The sequence below is a fragment of the Streptomyces sp. NPDC001889 genome, from assembly GCF_053594535.1.
Genome location: NZ_JBSFER010000016.1, coordinates 189,073 through 209,245, shown reverse-complemented (window position 1 = coordinate 209,245; position 20,173 = coordinate 189,073). Strand labels below are relative to the sequence as shown.

15 protein-coding genes are annotated in these 20,173 nt (G+C 72.8%); 11 read left to right on the top strand and 4 right to left on the bottom strand.

The genetic code is table 11. From position 1 onward, the window contains the following. Window positions 1-182 precede the first annotated feature (182 nt). Window positions 183-590, top strand: coding sequence for a DUF3040 domain-containing protein (locus ACWCRA_RS20390; RefSeq protein ID WP_351544546.1), 408 nt, complete (start codon window positions 183-185; stop codon window positions 588-590). A 377-nt stretch (window positions 591-967) separates the two neighbouring features. Here the strand turns inward: ACWCRA_RS20390 and ACWCRA_RS20385 are convergent, their stop codons facing one another. From ACWCRA_RS20385 to ACWCRA_RS20370, 4 genes are all read right to left on the bottom strand, one after another. Beyond that, complete coding sequence (locus tag ACWCRA_RS20385) at window positions 968-3,385, bottom strand: transglutaminase TgpA family protein (protein ID WP_451068215.1); 2,418 nt, start codon at window positions 3,383-3,385, stop codon at window positions 968-970. Window positions 3,386-3,401: 16 nt separating this feature from the next. Then, complete coding sequence (locus tag ACWCRA_RS20380) at window positions 3,402-4,814, bottom strand: DUF58 domain-containing protein (protein WP_451068214.1); 1,413 nt, start codon at window positions 4,812-4,814, stop codon at window positions 3,402-3,404. Continuing rightward, complete coding sequence (locus tag ACWCRA_RS20375) at window positions 4,814-5,857, bottom strand: AAA family ATPase (protein ID WP_351544554.1); 1,044 nt, start codon at window positions 5,855-5,857, stop codon at window positions 4,814-4,816. The genes ACWCRA_RS20380 and ACWCRA_RS20375 overlap by 1 nt, the downstream gene beginning before the upstream one ends. A 293-nt stretch (window positions 5,858-6,150) precedes the next feature. Then, window positions 6,151-6,702 carry a beta-class carbonic anhydrase gene (locus tag ACWCRA_RS20370; protein WP_451068213.1) on the bottom strand — a complete coding sequence of 184 codons (552 nt, stop codon included), beginning with the start codon at window positions 6,700-6,702 and terminating at the stop codon, window positions 6,151-6,153. A 334-nt stretch (window positions 6,703-7,036) separates the two neighbouring features. Between ACWCRA_RS20370 and rsmH the strand changes: the two genes are divergently transcribed. The 10 genes from rsmH (at window position 7,037) to ACWCRA_RS20320 (ending at window position 20,071) form a co-directional block, all read left to right on the top strand. Further along, window positions 7,037-7,993: a 16S rRNA (cytosine(1402)-N(4))-methyltransferase RsmH gene (gene rsmH / locus ACWCRA_RS20365; protein ID WP_351544560.1), complete on the top strand. Its 957-nt coding sequence runs from the start codon at window positions 7,037-7,039 to the stop codon at window positions 7,991-7,993. Beyond that, complete coding sequence (locus ACWCRA_RS20360; RefSeq protein ID WP_451068212.1) at window positions 7,990-8,691, top strand: septum formation initiator family protein; 702 nt, start codon at window positions 7,990-7,992, stop codon at window positions 8,689-8,691. The genes rsmH and ACWCRA_RS20360 overlap by 4 nt, the downstream gene beginning before the upstream one ends. 4 nt (window positions 8,692-8,695) lie before the next feature. Continuing rightward, entirely contained in the window at window positions 8,696-10,684 is a 1,989-nt protein-coding gene (locus ACWCRA_RS20355) for a peptidoglycan D,D-transpeptidase FtsI family protein (RefSeq protein WP_451068211.1), read from the top strand. Window positions 10,685-10,865: 181 nt separating this feature from the next. Then, window positions 10,866-12,608: a UDP-N-acetylmuramoyl-L-alanyl-D-glutamate--2,6-diaminopimelate ligase gene (locus ACWCRA_RS20350; RefSeq protein WP_451068210.1), complete on the top strand. Its 1,743-nt coding sequence runs from the start codon at window positions 10,866-10,868 to the stop codon at window positions 12,606-12,608. Between the two features lie 4 nt (window positions 12,609-12,612). After that, window positions 12,613-14,043, top strand: coding sequence for a UDP-N-acetylmuramoyl-tripeptide--D-alanyl-D-alanine ligase (locus ACWCRA_RS20345; protein WP_351544566.1), 1,431 nt, complete (start codon window positions 12,613-12,615; stop codon window positions 14,041-14,043). Then, on the top strand, window positions 14,040-15,110 hold the full coding sequence (gene mraY, locus ACWCRA_RS20340) for a phospho-N-acetylmuramoyl-pentapeptide-transferase (RefSeq protein ID WP_351544569.1): 1,071 nt from the start codon (window positions 14,040-14,042) through the stop codon (window positions 15,108-15,110). The genes ACWCRA_RS20345 and mraY overlap by 4 nt, the downstream gene beginning before the upstream one ends. Further along, complete coding sequence (gene murD / locus ACWCRA_RS20335; RefSeq protein WP_451068209.1) at window positions 15,107-16,558, top strand: UDP-N-acetylmuramoyl-L-alanine--D-glutamate ligase; 1,452 nt, start codon at window positions 15,107-15,109, stop codon at window positions 16,556-16,558. The genes mraY and murD overlap by 4 nt, the downstream gene beginning before the upstream one ends. Before the next feature lie 105 nt (window positions 16,559-16,663). Next, window positions 16,664-18,109: a putative lipid II flippase FtsW gene (ftsW, locus tag ACWCRA_RS20330; protein WP_351544575.1), complete on the top strand. Its 1,446-nt coding sequence runs from the start codon at window positions 16,664-16,666 to the stop codon at window positions 18,107-18,109. A gap of 6 nt (window positions 18,110-18,115) precedes the next feature. Beyond that, window positions 18,116-19,210, top strand: a complete 1,095-nt coding sequence (murG, locus tag ACWCRA_RS20325; protein ID WP_351544578.1) for an undecaprenyldiphospho-muramoylpentapeptide beta-N-acetylglucosaminyltransferase — start codon at window positions 18,116-18,118, stop codon at window positions 19,208-19,210. A 51-nt stretch (window positions 19,211-19,261) separates the two neighbouring features. Beyond that, a complete protein-coding gene (locus ACWCRA_RS20320; protein ID WP_351544580.1) occupies window positions 19,262-20,071 on the top strand; it encodes a cell division protein FtsQ/DivIB in 810 nt (269 codons plus the stop codon). The last annotated feature ends 102 nt before the right edge of the window (window positions 20,072-20,173 follow it).

Sequence of the window (20,173 nt, the reverse complement as noted above, 5' to 3'; positions counted from 1 at the left end):
GAGGGACACCATCCGGCATGACGGATCGGAGGTTGGGGAATCTACGCCTCAGCAGCCAAAGCCGCCGTGGCGGCCCAAACTGGCGAACTGGCGTAGAGGGCGGGTTTCACGGGGGCGATTCCCTGCCTATCCTGAAAGGGCCGCATACGGTCGCCCCCGCGGCCGACGACTAGGAGGACTCCGTGCCGCTCTCGGAGCACGAGCAGCGAATGCTCGAGCAGATGGAGCGAGCGCTGTACGCCGAAGATCCCAAATTCGCGACAGCGCTTGAGGGAAGCGGGCTGCGTACGTACACCCGGCGACGGGTCTACCAGGCGGTTGCAGGCTTCCTGGTGGGTATCGCGCTCCTCATGGCCGGAATGGTCGCGCAGATGATCTGGATCAGTGTGGTGGGGTTCCTCGTCATGCTGGGCTGTGCGGTTCTGGCCGTCACCGGATGGCGCAAGGCGCCCAAGCCGGGCGAGCAGCAGACCCTGGGGGAGACGGCGGGCAGCGCTCGTCGCCCGTCCCGTCAGTCCCGTCAGCGCAAGTCGATGATGGACCGGATCGAGCAGCGGTGGCAGCGCCGCCGCGACGAACAGGGCCACTGAACCACCCGGTCCCCAGGGACCGGCGGACCGGCCCGGACCTTGTGTCCGGGCCCTGCGGCACAGGGCGGCCTCCGCCGCGCCCCCTTCCGCCCGGGAGCTGAGCCCCGGCGGACTCCCCTCTCCGGCACGGACCCGCGCCCGGTCACCGCTCCGTCTCCGGTCACTGATCCGTGACCGATCGCGGAACCGCCCCCGATCCGCCCCGGGGCCCTCCCCGGGATGGCTCCGGGCCACCGACCCCGACCAGCGAGACGCCGATCAGACGTCGATCAGACGTCGATCAGCGGCGTACGGGCCGTGGCGGCGGCCGGGGAGCAAGCGTCCGGGGGCCGGCCCCGCCGGGCACCGGCCCCACTCCTGCCCTCCCCGCCCGTCCGTCAGCCCCGCTGACGGAACGGCCGGCGCAGCAGTGCCGCCCGCCACTCCCCGCCCCGGGCCCGCAGACGGCCGGTCACCGAGGCCCACCGGTCCGACCCCGCCCAGATCACCCGGACGGCCGAACGGGGAAGCAGCACTGCCCTCAGCCGCCCCCACCGGCCCGCCCCGGCGCGCAGCCCGGCCCGGACACGCGCCGCGTCGTCGGCGAGACCCGTGACCGGCCGGGGCTCCGGCGCGTACAGCACCTGCTCCACCGCGCCGGCGAGGCGGTGCAGCGCCTCGGCGGGCTCGCCCGCCAGCTGCCCCAGCCGCACGATCCGCTCCGCTGTTCCGCGCGGCGTCCGTGAATCGTCCGGCGGGACACCGTGGTCCCAGGCCGTGTCCAGCACCTCCTGCCAGGCCGCCAGCACCCGCGCCCGGACATCCGCCGGGGCCCGGCCGCCGGACGACCGCAGCCTCCGCGCACCGGCGCCGCGCCGCCACAGCATCGGCCCCAGCAGCAGCGCCGCGGCGGCCACCACTCCCGCCACGACCAGCGCCACCGAGCCGATGGACCGGCCCGACCCGGCCGATGTCTCCTCGTCCACCGGGGCGGCCACCGAGCACTCACCGGCCCGCCGCAGCTCCGGAGGGCAGCTGTCCGAGGCCGAGGGAGCCGCGCTCGCCTCGTCGGAGGCCGTCGCCGAGGGCTGCGCCGAGGCGCTCGGCCCACCGGCGGGCGTGTTCTCCAGGGTGTAGTCCGGCTGGCTGCCCCGGCTCGGCGTCGGCTCGAAACGGGTCCAGCCGACCCCCTCGAAGTACAGCTCGGGCCAGGCGTGGGCGTCCCTGGTGCTGACCGACATGGTGCCGTCGGCGCGGGGAGAACCCGGGGTGAACCCCACGGCGACCCGCGCCGGTATACCGAGCGTCCGGGCCATCGCCGCCATCGAGAACGAGAAGTGGATGCAGAAGCCCTCCTTCTCGCGGAGGAAGCGGCTGATCGCGTTGACGCCCGTGCCCGACTGCACCTCGGTGTCATAGGTGAACTCACCGCTGTCGGCGAACCACTCCTGGAGCAGCACCGCCCGCTCGTGGTCGTTGGCCGCACCGCTGGTGACCCGCTCGGCCGTCCGCCGGACCGTCTGCGGGAGGTTGTCGGGCACGTCGGTGTACTCGCGCCGCAGAGCGGCTGGGGCGGGCGGAGCACCGGCCAGCTGCTCCGCCGTCGGGTTCACCGCCAGGCTGCTGACGGTGTACTGCGCCCCGCGGGAGTCCTGGCCCCGGTCCCCGACCAGGGTCCGGCCGCTCGGCTCGAACCGCCAGCGGCCGTCGATCCCGACCCGGGTCGCCGGATAGGGCAGCGGCAGCCAGTTCTGCTTGTAGTAGTCGGCGGCCGAGATGCTCGACCGGACGGGCTTGGTGGGGACCGCGCCGCTCAGCCCCTCCGGCCGGGGGAACCGCTCCGGCACCTCCTGCACCTTGCGCGGCGAGGACCGCCAGGTCGTGCCGTCGAACTGGTCCAGGGCGACGATCCGCAGATAGAAGTCCTCCTTGTTCTCCGCGTCGGTGCGGTAGCGCAGCACCTCGCGGTCCTCCGGCTGGTTCAGGCTCTCCTGGAGCGACACCAGCGGATTCACCGCCGAGATCGTGCTCCCGCCGCCCGACCCGGACCCTCCGGACCCGCCGCCCACATCGGCCAGCAGCCCGCCGTCCAGCGCGGGCAGGGCCGCGGGCACCGCGAGGGCCACACCGAGCGCCAGGACGCCGATCCGGCGTCCGGTGCGCAGCGGGGAGACGGACGGTCCGGCGCCGGGCTCGAAGGGCCGGGCGCCGCCCGTCCGGGGAGAGCCGAAGACCCTGCCCCACTGGGCGACCCGGTCCCGGCCCTCCGCCAGCAGAAGCAGCAGATAGCCGGAGGCCGCGAGCAGGAACCAGAGCCAGTTCGCCGCACCTCCCGCGAGACCCGCCGCCACCGAGTACAGCGCGAGCAGCGGCAGACCCGCCGGGGCGGCACTGCGGAAGGTCACCGCGATGGTGTCCACCGCGAGCCCGATCACCAGCACCCCGCCGATCACCATCAGCGAGATGCCGTCGGAGACGGGCGCCGGGATGGCGTACTGCCCGATGTCGTCGCCGCCCGCGCTCAGCAGCCCGGCGAACCGCTGGAAGACCTCCGGCCCCGGCAGCAGCCCGAACAGTGCCTGCTCCCGGGCGAAGACCCAGGTCAGCAGCGTCAGCCCGGCCAGCGCCTGGACCAGCGCCGTGAGCGGCCCGGCCAGCGCCGCCCGCCTGGCCAGGGCGCCCGCGGCGCTCTGGACGCCCAGCAGCACCACGGCCTGCACCAGCCAGCCCACGCCGTCGAGCAGCGGCACCATCGCGCACGCCGCCATCAGCGTGGCCGCGTACGCACTCAGCGTCAGCCGTCCCCGACCACTCATGACCCATCCCCACCGTTCATGACCATCCCCCGAAGCCGCCGCCCGCACCGCCGGACGGTTCGCCGCGCTGCTGGTCGGCCAGTTGCCACAGTGCCGGGAACGACGCCCCCGGCGGTACGGCCAGCGCCGTCCAGCCGGCCTCGCGCAGCACCCTCAGCCGGCTCTCGACCGGGCCCGGCGAGCCTCCGCCGCTCGTCCACGCCCCGCTGTCCAGGACAAAGGCCACCGCCGAGCCGGCCCGCCGGCACATCCGGGCCGCCAGTGCCGCCTGCTCCTCGTCCAGATCGCCGAAGAAGGCCACCAGCAGCCCCTCGCTCCCGCCGCGCAGCGCCGTGTGGGCGGCCCGCAGCCCCTCCTCCTCCGAGTGGTCCACCACCGCCAGCTCGTCCAGCATCAGCCCGGCGGTGTCGGCGGAGTCCTGGGCACCGGCGAACCCGTCGCCCGTGTCCTCGGGGACGGTGCTCCCGGTGTCCGTCATCAGCCGCACCGAGAAGCCCCGCTCCAGTATGTGGACCAGCGCGGAGGCGGTCCCGGAGACCGCCCACTCGAAGGCGGAATCGGGGCCCGCCCCCTGGTAGGCGATGGCCCGGGTGTCCAGGAGGACCGTGCAGCGGGCGCGCTGCGGCTGCTCCTCGCGCCGCACCATCAACTCGCCGTACCGCGCGGTGGAGCGCCAGTGCACCCGGCGCAGATCGTCGCCGTAGCGGTAGTTCCGCGGGATCACGTCGTCGTCCCCGGCGAGCGCAAGGGAGCGCCGCCGGCCCTCCCCGTACCCCGAGGCGTCACCGGTCAGCCGCACGGGCGGCAGCGGCTCGGTCCGCGGGATCACGGTGAGGGTGTCGAAGGCGCCGAACGAGCGGGTCAGTTCGCACATGCCGAACGGGTCGGTCAGCCGCAGCTGGAGCGGGCCCAGCGGATACCGCCCCCGCAGATCGGAGCGGACCCGGTACGACACCTCGCGGCGGCCCCCCGCCTCCATCCGGTCCAGCACGAACCGGGGCCGGGGTCCCAGCACATAGGGCACATGGTCCTGGAGCATCAGCAGTCCGGTGGGCATCCGCGAGACATTGTCCATCCGCAGGTGCACCCGCGCCTCGGTGCCGGTGGGCACCCGCGCGGGAGTGAGCCGGCGGCTGCCCGTGACGCGGTGGCGGGTGCGGTGGAGCACGGAGACACAGACCAGCGGCAGCACCGCGAGGAGCAGCCCCACCCGCAGCAGATCGCTCTGCCCCAGGACATAGGCACAGCCCGCGGCCGCCACCCCGGCGGCCAGGAACGACCGGCCGCGCGTGGTCAGCCCGCTGAGACCGGCCCGGAAACCGGGCCGGTCCGCGCCGTCGGTGCCGCTGTCGCCGTCCGTTCCCGCCGCCGCGCCGGAAGCCCCGGCGGGCTCCCCCGCGCCTTCCCCGGCCAGGCCCCCCGGAGACATCACAGCCGCCGGGCCCCGGGTACCCCGCCGGGGAGGGGCTGTGGCCGCTCGCCCGCCACATACGCGGTCCGCGCGCCCTCGGCCGTGGGCACCGGAGTGCGCTGGAGGATGTCCAGCACCACCTGCTCCGCCGTGCGCCGGTTCAGCTGGGCCTGCGCCGTGGGCAGCAGCCGGTGCGCCAGCACCTGCACCACCAGCGACTGCACATCGTCCGGCAGCGCGTAGTCCCGGCCGGCCAGCGCGGCGGTGGCCTTCGCCGCGCGCAGCAGATGCAGGGTCGCGCGCGGGGAGGCACCGAGCCGGAGGTCGGGGTGGCTGCGGGTCGCGGCCACCAGCTCCACCGCGTACCGGCGGACGGGCTCGGCCACATGGACATGGCGCACGGCGTCGATCAGCTTCACCATGTCGTCCGCGTGCGCCACCGGCTCCAGGTCGTCGAGGGGCGAGACCCCGCCGTGCACATCGAGCATCTGGAGCTCTGCCTCGGCGCTGGGGTAGCCGATGGAGACCCGCGCCATGAAGCGGTCGCGCTGGGCCTCCGGCAGCGGATAGGTGCCCTCCATCTCCACCGGGTTCTGGGTGGCCACCACCATGAAGGGGCTGGGCAGTTCATAGGTCTTGCCGTCGATGGTGACCTGGCGCTCCTCCATCGACTCCAGCAGCGCCGACTGGGTCTTGGGCGAGGCGCGGTTGATCTCGTCCCCGATCACGATCTGGGCGAAGATCGCGCCGGGCTTGAACTCGAAGTCCCGCCGCTGCTGGTCGAATATGGACACGCCGGTGATGTCGGACGGCAGCAGATCCGGCGTGAACTGGATACGCCGCACCGAGCAGTCGATGGATCTCGCCAGTGCCTTGGCCAGCATGGTCTTCCCCACGCCGGGGACATCCTCGATGAGCAGATGTCCCTCGGCGAGCAGCACGGTCAGCGAAAGCCGTACGACCTCGGGCTTGCCTTCGATCACCCGCTCCACCGATCTGCGGACACGATCCGCTGTGGTGGTCAGATCTGTGAGGCTCGCTCGATTGTCATAGGTCGTCACCCGGCCCTCCTCGGCCCGTTCCACACGGGCCGGGTCTCCAAGCGGCCCGGCCCACCCCGAATCACGAACACCGCACGCGGGAAGTTCCGGAGTGGTGTCGTACCCGCATTCTTGTTGCCGTCGGCGGGTCGTGTCACTTGCCTGTGGACAAGGGGGTGTGATTTGCCGGGTTGATGGGGCTATTTCATGGTGTTCCGGTCGAGCCCTCGAACTTTCCGCCGGGGCGGCCGCATCCGTACGGCCGCCCCGGCGCTTCTCAGAGGCCCGCTCCGGCCATCATTCCGAGGGGACGATCATTCCGGGGGGTCGGTGGGGTCGATCTCCCGCAGCACACCCTGCTTCACATCGAACACAAAGCCGCGCACATCATCGGAGTGCAGCAGGAACGGCGAGGTGCGCACCCGCTGCATGGACTGCCGTACATCCTGGTCCACATCGCGGAACGCCTCCACCGCCCACGGAGGACGCTGCCCGACCTCGTCCTCCAGTTCGTGCCGGAAGTCCTCGGTCAGCGATTCGAGGCCGCAGCCGGTGTGGTGGATGAGGATCACCGTGCGGGTGCCCAGCGCCCGCTGGCTGATGGTGAGCGAACGGATCACATCGTCGGTGACCACGCCGCCGGCGTTCCGGATGGTGTGGCAGTCACCCAGCTCCAGTCCGAGGGCGGCGTGGAGGTCCAGCCGGGCGTCCATGCAGGCGACCACGGCGACCCGGAGAACGGGGCGAGCGTCCATCCCGGGGTCCTGGAACACGGCGGCATAGCGCTGATTCGCCTCGACGAGGCGATCGGTGACCGATCCGCCCGTACGCACAGCGTCGGGGGAGTGGTGCGCGGAAGTCGTCATGGTGACGACGTTAATGGGAACGGGCCGCACCGGCCTGCTGACGGAGGTGACAAAGAACATCAACACGGCTTGTTGTGAGGTAACCCACAGGGGTGCCGACGCCCCACCCGTTCGAGTGAAGTGTTCGCCGTCCCGGCCGCTCCGCCACGCCGTCGGCCGGTTGATTGACCGGCAAGGCCGGTGGACTAAAGTGACGCGCAGTTCACGGAATCATCCTGCACGTTTCCACGATTTCCCCGCGTGTGCGGCGGTACGCACCGCGAGTGCGGCGTACGCACGGTCCGGTCCCGCTCGGCGGTGGACCGGGCCCCCGCGCCGGACCTGAGAGGGCCCTTTGAGCAATACCCGACACGTCCCGGTGATGCTCCAGCGGTGCCTGGACCTCCTGGCCCCGGCCCTGGAAACGCCGGGGTCGGTCGTCGTCGACTGCACCCTGGGGCTCGGCGGCCACAGCGAGGCCCTGCTCACCCGCTTCCCCGGCGCGCGGCTCATCGCCCTCGACCGCGACCCCGAGGCCCTGCGGCTCTCCGGCGAACGGCTCGCCCCCTTCGGCGAGCGTGCCACGCTCGTCCACGCGGTCTACGACGAGCTGCCGGACGTGCTGGAGCGGCTCGGCGTCCCCGCCGTCCAGGGCGTCCTCTTCGACCTCGGCGTCTCCTCCATGCAGCTCGACGAGGCCGGGCGCGGATTCGCGTACGCCCAGGACGCCCCGCTCGACATGCGGATGGACCAGACCACCGGGATCAGCGCCGCCGAGGTCCTCAACACCTATCCGCCCGGCGAGCTGGTGCGCATCCTGCGGATGTACGGCGAGGAGAAGCAGGCCAAGCGGATCGTCTCGGCCGTCGTGCGCGAACGGCAGACGGACCCCTTCACCAACAGCGCCCGGCTGGTGGAGCTGATCCGTGACGCGCTGCCGCAGGCGGCCAAGCGCACCGGGGGCAACCCCGCCAAGCGCACCTTCCAGGCGCTGCGGATCGAGGTCAACGGCGAGCTGACCGTCCTGGAGCGGGCGATTCCGGCGGCGGTCGGGGCGCTCGCGGTCGACGGCCGGATCGCGGTCCTCTCGTACCACTCCCTGGAGGACCGGCTCGTCAAGCAGGTCCTCGCGGCGGGCGCCGCCACCACGGCCCCGCCGGGCCTCCCGGTGGTGCCCGAGGAGTTCCAGCCCCGGCTGAAGCTGCTGACCCGGGGCGCCGAACTGCCGACCGAGGAAGAGGTGGCCGAGAACCGCCGCGCCGCCCCCGCCCGGCTGAGGGGAGCACAGCGCATCCGGGAGGACGTGCGGTGAGCCCGGCGGCCGAGCAGCTCAAGGGGCGTGCCGCCAGGCTCGCCCGCATGATGCCGGCGGGCCCCAGCACCGCCGCGCGCACGCCGTTCGTGCTGCTGGTCGTCGTCCTCCTCGGCGGCGGACTGATCACCCTGCTCCTGCTGAACTCCTCGCTCAACGAGGGCTCCTTCGAACTGAACGAGCTGAAGCAGGAGACCACCGAACTCACCGATGAGCAGCAGGCCCTCCAGCGGGACGTGGACAGCGGGCTGGCCCCCGACGCGCTGGAGCGGCGCGCCCGCGAGCTGGGCATGGTCCCCGGCGGCAACCCCGCCTTCATCGACCCCGGCGGCAGGGTCCGCGGCACCCCCGGCGAGGCCACCGCGCCCCCCGCGACCGGCGTCGCCCCCTCCCCGACCCTCCCCGCCCCTCTCGGCCCCACCCCCCAGACCCTGGGCGGGACCCCCGCCGGTCCGCCGTCCGAGGGACCGACCCCCGGCCCGGGCCAGACCGGCCCCGGACAGACCGGCCCGGCGCCCGGGGGCGGACCCCGCGCCCCGGGCGACCCGACGCAAGCGGACCCGACGCAAGCGGACCTGACGCAAGCGGACCTGACGCAAGCGGACCTGACGCAAGCGGACCCGACGCAAGCGGACCCGGACCGGCCGCCCTCCCCGTCCGGCACCCCCGCCCCGCCCTCCACGCCCCCCGGCAGGTGACCCAGTGCCACCCAAGGAACGATCAGCGCGCCCCTCGGGACGGCCGGCCGGCCCGCACGACCGGGTGCCGGGACCGGCCCGCAAACCACCGGCCCGCAGATCACCGTCCGGTGGGCCACCCTCCCGCCCGGCCCGCCGGACCCCGAAGCCGCCCCCGCTGCGGCTCGGCAGCCCCCGCCCCCGGCTCCGCCTGGTCAGCCTCGGTCTGACGCTGGTGATGCTGGTCTTCGTCGTCCGGCTGCTCCAGGTGCAGGCCGTCGACGCCGAGGCGTACACCGACAAGGCGGAGAAGCACCGCTATATGAGCGTGGTGCTCGCCGCCGAGCGCGGAGAGATCACCGACCGGTCCGGGGTCGCCCTCGCCAGCAGCGTCGACGCCCACGACATCACGGCCGACCCGAAGCTGTTCACGCCCGGCGAGAGCAAGTCCCCGAACGCGCCCGAGCAGGCCGCCGCCCTGCTCGCGCCCATCCTCGGCAAGGAGACCGGCGAACTCGCCGAGAAGCTCCGCACCCCGAACTCCCGCTACACCGTGCTGGCCCGCCGCCAGACCCCGCAGGTCTGGAAGCAGATCAAGGACCTCAAGGGCGTCCTCGCCGAGAAGGCCCGCACCGACCGGGCGGCCGGCGGCCCCGGGGCCAATGTCCTCGCCGGGGTGCTCCAGGAGTCCAGCAGCAAGCGCGTCTACCCGAACGCCGATCTCGCCGCCGGGATACTGGGCTATGTGAACGCCGAGGGCCGCGGCGGCGGGGGCGTCGAGTCCATGCTCGACAAGACCCTCGCCGGCGAGGACGGGGAGATCACCTACGCCCAGTCGGGCGGCCGGCGGGTCCCCACCGCCGACGGCACCCGCGAGACCCCGGCCGTTCCCGGCTCCGATGTGGAGCTGACCATCGACCGCGACATCCAGTGGGCGGCCCAGCGCGCGATCAGCGACCAGGTCTCCAAGTCCAGGGCCGACCGCGGCTATGTGATAGTCCAGGACACCCGCACCGGCGAGGTGCTCGCGATGGCGAACGCGCCCGGCTTCGACCCCAACGACATCTCCCGGGCCGACGCCACCGCCATGGGGAACGCCGCCCTCCAGGACGCCTTCGAGCCCGGCTCCACCGCCAAGGTGATGTCGATGGCCGCCGTTCTGGAGGAGAAGGCCGCCACCCCCGGCACCCATGTCGTGGTCCCCAACCGGCTGCACCGGGGCGATCGGCTGTTCAAGGACGACATCGACCACCCCACCTGGTATCTGACCCTCAACGGGGTGCTCGCCAAGTCCAGCAACATCGGCACCATCCTCGCCACCGGACAGCTCGGCAGGACCCAGGCCGAGGCCAATGAGGTGCTCCACTCCTACCTGCGGAAATTCGGCATCGGCAGCCCCAGCGGGCTCGGCTACCCGGGGGAGACCCCCGGCATCCTCGCCCCGCCGAAGAAGTGGTCCACCTCGCAGCAGTACACGATCCCGTTCGGCCAGGGACTGTCCATCAACGCCATGCAGGCCGCCTCCGTCTACCAGACCATCGCCAACGGCGGCGTACGCGTCGAGCCCACCCTGGTCCGGGGCACCAGGGGGCCCGATGGCCGGTTCGGCGCCGCCCCCGAGCCCAGGAAGACCCGGGTCGTGAGCGAGCGGACCGCCAAGACGCTCTCCACCATGCTGGAGTCCGTCGTCGGCAGCGAAGAGGGCACCGGCACCAAGGCCCGCATCCCCGGCTACCGCGTCGCGGGCAAGACCGGCACCGCCAACCGTGTCGACCCGGAGCTGGGCCGCTACCGCGGCTACACCGCATCCTTCGCCGGCTTCGCCCCCTCCGACGAGCCCCGGATCGCCGTCTACTGCGCCATCCAGAACCCCACCAAGGGAAGCTACTTCGGCGGCCAGATCTGCGGCCCGGTCTACCAGCAGGTCATGCAGTTCGCGCTGAAGACCCTCCAGGTGCCGCCCACCGGCAACGCACCGGCCAGACTCCCCGTCACCTTCGAACCCGGCCCATGACCCGCCGGCGCACCTCCCGCGAGGCGGCCCCGGGCCGGCGGCCGGCCCGCCGGCCCCCGGCCCGCCCCGCACCCGATCGCTCCGGCACCCGATCGCTCCGGCACCCGATCGCTCCGGCACCCGGCCGGCCCGGCCCCCGACCGCCGGGCGTCCCGCCCGAGAACGACCCGAGGAACCACCAGTGACAACCATCACCCCCGACTCCGGGAACCGCGGACCCTCCGGGGCCACACCCTCCGGCAGCCCGCCACCGCCCCCGGCGGACGGCACCGAGGGCGGCCCCCCCTCTTTTGGCTCCGGGCCGGGTGCGCCCGGTACGCTCACCGCCGTGCCACACGCTGATCAGTACCGAACCGCCCCGCAGGACGCCCCCGCGAAGCAGCCGGGAGCTCCCCGGCCGGAAAGGCCCCACCCGACCCCCCTGGGGGACCTGGCCGCCCGGCTGGGGGTGACGAGCCCCGCGGCGGACGAGATCACCGTCACCGGCATCACCCACGACTCACGGGCGGTACGCCCCGGTGATCTGTACGCGGCCCTGCCCGGCGCCCGGCTCCACGGCGCCGACTTCGTCGCCCAGGCCGCCGGTCTCGGCGCCGCCGCCGTCCTCACCGACCCGGCGGGCGCCGAGCGCGCCGCCGCCACCGGACTGCCGGTCCTGGTCACCGGGGACCCGCGGGGCCGGATGGGCGCCCTCGCCGCCGAGATCTACGGCCGGCCCGGCGAGCGGCTGCTCCAGCTCGGCATCACCGGCACCTCGGGGAAGACGACCACCGTCTACCTCATGGAGGGCGGCCTCCGCGCGGCGGGCCGCACCACCGGTCTGATCGGCACGGTCGAGACCCGGATCGGCGACGAGCGGCTCAAGTCGGAGCGGACGACCCCGGAGGCCACCGACCTCCAGGCGCTCTACGCCGTCATGGGCGAGCGCGGGGTCGAGGCGGTCGCCATGGAGGTCTCCAGCCACGCCCTGGTCCTCGGCCGGGTCGACGGCTGTGTCTTCGACGTCGCCGTCTTCAACAACCTCAGCCCGGAGCACATGGAGTTCCACTCCGGCATGGAGGACTACTTCCAGGCGAAGGCGCGGCTCTTCACCCCGGCCCGCAGCCGGCGCGGCGTGGTCAACCTCGACGACGAGTACGGCCGCAGGCTCGTCACGGAGGCCTCCGTCCCCCTCACGACCTTCTCCGCCGAGGGCCATCCGGACGCCGACTGGCGCGCCGAGGACGTGGAAGTGGGCTCCCTGGGCTCCGTCTTCACCGTCGTGGGCCCCGGCGGGGTGCGGGTGCGGGCCGCGGCGCCGCTGCCCGGCCCCTTCAACGTCGCCAACACGCTCGCCGCCGTCGTCACCCTCGCCGTCGCCGGGATCGACCCGCAGACCGCCGCCGACGGCATCGCCGCCGTCCCCGGCGTCCCGGGCCGGCTGGAGCGCGTGGACGAGGGCCAGCCGTACCTCGCCGTGGTCGACTACGCCCACAAGACCGACGCCGTCGAGTCCGTGCTGCGCTCCCTGCGCAAGGTCACCGACGGCCGGGTGCACATCGTCCTCGGCTGCGGCGGCGACCGCGACACCACCAAGCGCGGCCCGATGGGCGCCGCGGCGGCCCGGCTCGCCGACACCGCCGTGCTGACCTCCGACAACCCGCGCTCGGAGGACCCTCTCGCCATCCTCGCCACCATGCTCGCCGGCGCCGCCGAAGTGCCGGCCCACGAGCGCGGCGACGTCCTCGTCGAGGCCGACCGCGCCGCCGCCATCGCCGCGGCCGTCTCCCGGGCCGAGCCCGGTGACACCGTGCTCATCGCCGGAAAGGGCCATGAGCAGGGCCAGGACATCGCCGGAGTCGTCCGTCCCTTCGACGACCGCCAGGTACTGCGCGACGCCATCCGGGCCTCTCGCGCCTCCGTTCACCAGAAACCCCGGGGATGACCAAGTGATCGCCCTCTCCCTCGCCGAGATCGCCAGCATCACCGGCGGGCAGTCGTACGACATACCGAATCCGGAGCTGCTCGTCACCGGGCCCGTGGTCACCGACTCCCGCGCGGTCGGGCCGGGCGCCCTGTTCACCGCCTTCGCGGGCGAGCGCGCCGACGGCCACGACTTCGCCGCCGGCGCGGTCGCGGACGGCGCCGTCGCGGTGCTGGCCACCCGGCCCGTCGGCGTGCCCGCGATCGTCGTGGACGATGTGACCGCCGCCCTCGGCGCCCTCGCCCGCCATGTCGTCGAACGCCTCGGCGCCACCACCGTCGCGCTCACCGGCTCCGCCGGGAAGACCAGCACCAAGGACCTGATCGCCCAGATCCTCCAGCGCAAGGGGCCCACCGTCTACCCGGCGGGCAACCTCAACAACGAGATCGGACTGCCGCTGACCGCGCTGCGGGCCGATGAGACCACCGAGCACCTCGTCCTGGAAATGGGCGCGCGCTATGTCGGTGACATCCGTTACCTGACCGGCCTGGTGCCGCCCCGGGTGGGCCTGGTGCTCAACGTCGGCACCGCCCATGTCGGCGAGTTCGGCAGCCGTGAGCGGATCGCCGAGGCCAAGGGCGAGATGGTCGAGTCCCTGCCGGAGGACGGGGTCGCCGTCCTCAACGCCGACGACCCGCTCGTCCGCGCCATGGCCTCCAGGACCAAGGCCCGGGTGACCCTCTTCGGCGAGTCCGCCGACGCCGACGTACGTGCCGAGAATGTCCGGCTCACCCGGCATGGTCAGCCCGCCTTCACGCTTCACACCCCCACCGGGTGCAGCGATGTGACGATGCGGCTGTACGGTGAGCACCACGTGTCGAACGCGCTCGCCGCGACCGCCGTCGCCCATGAGCTGGGCATGCCCGTCGAGGAGATCGCCAGCGCGCTCTCCGAGGCCGGCACCCTCTCCCGCTGGCGCATGGAGGTCACCGAGCGTCCGGACGGCGTGACGATCGTCAACGACGCCTACAACGCGAACCCCGAGTCCATGAGAGCGGCACTGCGCGCGCTGGCCGCCATGGGCCAGGAAGCGCAGTCCCGGGGGGGACGCACGTGGGCGGTGCTCGGCCTGATGGCCGAACTCGGAGACGAAGCGCTCGCCGAGCACGACGCTGTCGGACGGCTCGCCGTCCGGCTCAACGTCAGCAAGCTCGTCGCAGTCGGGGGCAGGGAAGCGTCCTGGCTGCAACTGGGCGCATATAACGAGGGTTCGTGGGGTGAGGAGTCGGTGCACGTGTCCGACGCACGGGCGGCGGTCGACCTGTTGCGCAGTGAACTGCGACCGGGAGACGTCGTGCTGGTGAAGGCATCCAGATCGGTCGGGCTTGAGCGGGTCGCCGAGGCGCTGCTCTCGAACCCGGCAGCGCCTTCGGATGGGCAGGGTGCCGGCCGATGAGGCAGATCCTCTTCGCGGGGGCCATCGGGCTCTTTCTGACGCTCATCGGCACCCCGCTGCTGATCAAACTCCTGGCCCGCAAGGGGTACGGGCAGTTCATCCGGGACGACGGCCCGCGCACCCACGGCAGCAAGAAGGGGACGCCCACCATGGGCGGTATCTCCTTCATCCTGGCCACCCTGATCGCCTACGCGCTCGCCAAGGTGATCACCGGGGAGAAGCCGACCATCTCGGGCATCCTGGTGCTCTTCCTGATGGCCGGCATGGGTGTCGTCGGATTCCTGGACGACTACATCAAGATCGTCAAGCAGCGCTCGCTGGGTCTGCGGGCCAAGGCGAAGATGACGGGGCAGCTCGTCGTCGGCATCGCCTTCGCCGTGCTGTCGCTGCAATTCGCCGACCAGCGCGATCTGACCCCGGCCTCCACCAAGCTCTCCTTCATCACGGACTTCGGCTGGTCGATCGGACCGGTGCTGTTCGTGGTCTGGGCGCTCTTCATGATTCTCGCCATGTCCAACGGCGTGAATCTGACGGACGGTCTGGACGGCCTCGCCACCGGCGCGTCGGTGATGGTCTTCGGCGCGTACACCTTCATCGGCCTCTGGCAGTTCCAGGAAGCCTGTGCGCGGGCCGGCTCGCTGACCAACCCGGCGGCCTGTTTCGAGGTACGCGACCCACTGGACCTCGCGGTGGTGGCCTCCGCCCTGATGGGCGCCTGCTTCGGCTTCCTGTGGTGGAACACCTCACCCGCCAAGATCTTCATGGGTGACACCGGCTCTCTCGCCCTCGGCGGCGCCCTCGCGGGTCTGGCCATCTGCTCCCGCACGGAGCTGCTGCTGGCGCTGCTCGGCGGTCTCTTCGTCCTCATCACCATGTCCGTGGTGATCCAGGTCGGCTCCTTCAAGATGACCGGTAAGCGGGTCTTCCGGATGGCCCCGCTCCAGCACCACTTCGAACTCAAGGGGTGGTCCGAGGTCCTGGTGGTGGTCCGGTTCTGGATCATCCAGGGCATGTGCGTGATCGTGGGTCTGGGGCTCTTCTACGCGGGCTGGGCGGCCGACAAGTGAGTACGGAGCAGTGGCGGGGCAAGCGGGTCACCGTCGCCGGACTCGGGGTCTCCGGGATTCCGGCGGCGAAGGCCCTGCACGGCCTCGGCGCGGTGGTCACCGTCGTCAGCGACGGCGACGACGAGCGCTCCCGGGCCCAGGCGGCCGAGCTGACCGCCTGGGCCCGGGAGCGGGGCGGCGCCGATCCGACCGTGCGCCTCGGCGACGGCGCCACCCTGCCCGAGGGCACCGAACTGGTCGTCACCGCGCCCGGCTGGCAGCCCGGCAAGCCCCTGTTCTCCGCCGCCGCCGAGGCGGGCGTGGAGATCTGGGGCGATGTGGAGCTGGCCTGGCGGCTGCGCGACAGCCGCCCCGGCCGCACCCCGGCCCCCTGGCTCGCCGTCACCGGCACCAACGGCAAGACCACGACCGTGCGCATGCTCGCGTCGATCCTGAGGGCGGCGGGCCTGCGCACGGCCGCCGTCGGCAACATCGGCGTCTCCCTCCTGGACGCCGTCCTCGGCGACGAGGAGTACGACGTCCTCGCCGTCGAGCTGTCCAGCTACCAGCTCCACTGGTCGCCCTCGCTGCGCGCCCACTCCGCCGCCGTGCTCAATCTGGCGCCCGACCACCTCGACTGGCACGGCTCCATGGCCGCGTACGCCGCCGACAAGGGCCGGGTCTACGAGGGCAACACCGTCGCCTGCGTCTACAACGCGTCCGACCCCGCCACCGAGGAACTGGTGCGCGAGGCGGAGGTGGAAGAGGGCTGCCGGGCGATCGGCTTCACCCTCGGCACCCCCGGCCCCTCCCAGCTCGGCGTCGTCGAGGGAATCCTCGTCGACCGGGCCTTCGTGGCCAACCGGCGGCAGCAGGCGCAGGAGCTGGCCGAGGTCGCCGATGTCAGCCCCCCGGCCCCGCACAACATCGCCAACGCCCTCGCGGCGGCGGCGCTGGCCCGTGCCTACGGTGTGCCCCCGGCGGCCGTACGGGACGGTCTGCGGGCCTTCCGGCCCGATCCGCACCGGATCGAGAAGGTCGCCGACGTGGCGGATGTCGCCTATGTCGACGACTCCAAGGCCACTAACACCCACGCCGCCGAGGCGTCGCTGGCCGCCTACGACCCGATCGTCTGGATCGCGGGCGGACTGGCCAAGGGAGCCTCCTTCGACGAGCTGGTCCGGACGTCGGCGGAGCGGCTGCGGGCCGCTGTCCTCATCGGCGCGGACCGTGCGCTCATCCGGGAAGCCCTCGCGCGACACGCCCCCGAGGTCCCGGTCGTGGACCTCGACCGGACCGACACTGGGGCGATGTCGGCGGCGGTCCGGGAGGCGGCACGGCTCGCCCGGCCCGGGGACACGGTACTGCTGGCCCCGGCCTGTGCCTCGATGGACATGTTCGTCAATTACAACAAGCGAGGCGAGGCGTTCGCGGAAGCGGTCGGAGCCCTCGCCGCCGAGCGCGCCTGAGCGCCCGGACACCTGAGCGGACCGGCCTTCGCGCCGTGCCCGGTGTCCCGGGGCCCGCCCCGGACACCGGGCACGCGCCGGGCACGACTGGAGGGGACAGCGTCCATGCCGGCCGATGACACCACCGCCGGGCCGGGTCCGGCCCGCCCGCCCCAGCGGTGGGCGCGCCCCCTCACCCCCGCCCCGGCCCTCGCGGGCCTCACAGGGGCCCGCCCGGGCCGTCCCGGGCTCGCCCTGCGCGGCCGTACCGCCCAGGCGCGCGGCGGCCCGCCCCCGCGTGGCCCGCGCGGCGGCGCCCGCACCCCCGGGCCCCCGCGCGGCGGTGGCCCGCGCCGGGCCTTCGAGCGGGCCCGCAGAGCCTGGGACCGGCCGCTGACGGCGTACTACGTCATCATCGGCAGCGCCCTGCTGATCACCGTGCTCGGCCTGGTGATGGTCTACTCCGCCTCGATGATCAGAGCGCTGTCGCTCTCGCTCCCCAGCTCCTACTTCTTCCGCAAACAGCTCCTCGCCGCCTTCATCGGCGCCGGACTGCTGCTGCTCGCCTCCCGGCTGCCCTCCCGGCTGCACCGCGGGCTCGCCTATCCGCTGCTGCTGGTGACCGTCTTCCTGATGGTGCTCGTGCAGATCCCCGGGATAGGGGAGTCGGTCGGCGGCAATCAGAACTGGCTCTCCCTCGGCGGCCCCTTCCAGCTCCAGCCCAGCGAGTTCGGCAAGCTGGCGCTGATCCTCTGGGGCGCCGACCTGCTCGCCCGCAAACAGGACAAACGGCTGCTGAACCAGTGGAAGCACATGCTGGTCCCGCTCGTCCCGGTCGCGTTCATGCTCCTCGGGCTGATCATGCTCGGCGGGGACATGGGCACCGCGATCATTCTCACGGCGATCCTCTTCGGCCTGCTCTGGCTGGCCGGAGCGCCCACCCGGCTCTTCGCCGGAGTCCTCGCCTTCGCCACCCTCGTCGGGTTCATGCTCATCAGAACGAGCCCGAACCGGATGTCCCGGCTCACCTGCGTGGGCGCGGCCGATCTCGGCCCCAAGGGCGAGTGCTGGCAGGCGGTCCACGGGATCTATGCCCTCGCCTCCGGCGGATGGTTTGGTTCCGGACTGGGCGCAAGTATGGAAAAATGGGGTCAACTCCCCGAACCGCACACCGATTTCATCTTCGCCATCGCGGGGGAGGAACTGGGCTTGGCGGGGACGCTGTCGGTGCTCGCCCTGTTCGCGGCTCTAGGCTATGCGGGTATCCGCGTGGCCGGACGCACGGAGGACCCCTTCGTGAGGTACGCGGCGGGAGGTGTGACCACCTGGATCATGGCGCAGGCCATGATCAATGTCGGTGCGGTGCTCGGTCTGCTGCCGATCGCCGGGGTCCCGCTCCCGCTGTTCTCCTACGGGGGTTCGGCGCTGCTGCCGTCCATGTTCGCGATCGGGCTGCTGATCGCCTTCGCGCGAGAGGAGCCCGCCGCGAAGGCGGCCCTGGCCATGCGGAGGCCAGGGAGATGGAAGACGATGAGACGGCGCGCGACCAAGCGTCCGTCCGGAGAGCGGTGAATTTCGGTGCATGTCGTACTCGCCGGTGGGGGGACCGCCGGCCACATCGAGCCCGCGCTCGCCCTCGCGGACGCCCTGCGCAGGCAGGACCCCACCGTGGGGATCACGGCCCTCGGCACGGAACGCGGACTGGAGACCAGGCTCGTCCCGGAGCGCGGCTACGAACTGGCGCTCATCCCCGCCGTGCCGCTGCCGCGCAGGCCCACACCCGAGCTGATCACCGTACCCGGACGGCTGCGCGGCACCATCAAGGCGGCCGAGCAGATCCTGGAGCGGACCAAGGCCGACTGCGTCGTCGGCTTCGGCGGCTATGTGGCGCTGCCCGGCTATCTCGCCGCCAAGCGGCGCGGAGTGCCGATCGTCGTCCACGAGGCCAACGCCCGGCCCGGCCTCGCCAACAAGATCGGTTCGCGGTACGCCGCCGGGGTGGCCGTCGCCACGCCCGACAGCAAGCTGCGCGGTGCCCGCTACATCGGCATCCCGCTGCGCTACTCCATCGCCACCCTGGACCGCGCCCGGGTGCGCCCCGAGGCGCGCGCCGCGTTCGGGCTCGACCCGAACCTGCCCACCCTGCTGGTCTCCGGCGGCTCCCAGGGCGCCCGGCGCCTCAACGAGGTCGTCCAGCAGGCCGCTCCGGTGCTCCAGCGCTCCGGAATCCAGATCCTGCACGCGGTCGGCCCCAAGAATGAACTGCCGCATGTGGACAACATGCCCGGAATGCCGCCGTACATCCCGGTACCGTATGTCGACCGGATGGATCTCGCCTACGCGGCGGCCGACATGATGCTCTGCCGCGCGGGTGCGATGACCGTCGCCGAACTCTCCGCCGTCGGGCTCCCCGCCGCCTATGTCCCGCTGCCCATCGGCAACGGCGAACAGCGGCTCAACGCCCAGCCGGTGGTGAAGGCCGGCGGCGGACTGCTCGTCGACGACGCCGAACTGACCCCCGAGTGGGTCCAGGGCAATGTCCTCCCGGTACTGGCCGATCCGCACCGGCTGTACGAGATGTCCCGCGCGGCCGCCGAATTCGGCCGCAGGGACGCCGACGACCTGCTGGTCGGCATGGTGTACGAGGCGATCGCGGCGCGCCGGCAGGCGTGAGCCGCGCGGCCCGGGGAAGCCCCCGGGCCCCAGCCGGAAGGAGACCGGAGCGTGGCCGGACCCACCACCGCCGAACGCGGTGCGCGCAGACCCTCACGTCGTCCCCGGGGGGCGTCCGGCCCGCCCCCCGGCGGCCCGGGACCGCGCCGCCGGCTGCGCCTGCCCGGCCGCAGGACCCTGCTCATCGCCCTGGCCGCCACCGCGCTCCTGGCCGGCGCCGGCTGGCTGCTGTACGGCTCCGAGTGGCTGCGCGTGGAGCGGGTGCGGCCCTCGGGCACCGAGGTGCTGACCCACCGCCAGGTGACCGGGGCCGCCGGGGTGCCGATGGGGTCCCCCCTGATCTCCGTGGACACGGACGGGATCGAGGACCGGCTGCGCGCCCGGCTGCCCCGGATCGACTCGGTGGAGGTCTCCCGGTCCTGGCCGAGCACCATCACCCTGGAGGTGACCGAGCGCCGGCCCGTTCTGCTCCTGCGCAAGGGCGGGCGCTTCGTCGAAGTCGACGCCGGCGGCTTCCGTTTCGCGACGGTCGACAAGGCCCCCCGGGGCGTACCCCTGCTCGAACTGAATGCCGGTGACGCGCCGAGTCTGCGCCGCTTCCCCGCGGCCCGGCTGACCGAGGAGGCGGTACGGGTCAGGGCCGAGCTGCCCGAGAAGGTGGCCGCCGACGCCCGTACCATCGCGGTGCGCTCATACGACTACTTCGCGGTCGAGTTGACCGGGGGCCGGACGGTCCTCTGGGGCAGTCCCGAGGACGGCGAGGCCAAGGCCCGGGCGCTCTCCGCGCTGATGAAAGCGGCCCCGAAGGCCCGTCACTTCGATGTCAGCGCCCCCACCGCCCCTGCCGCGTCCACCAGTTGACGCGCAAACGCACTGGCCAGGCCCCTGGCTGGTCAGCGCAATGGCTGATCACATAGGGTGAAAAGAAAAACGGGAGGTTCGGCGTGTTCATTGAACGCGCGC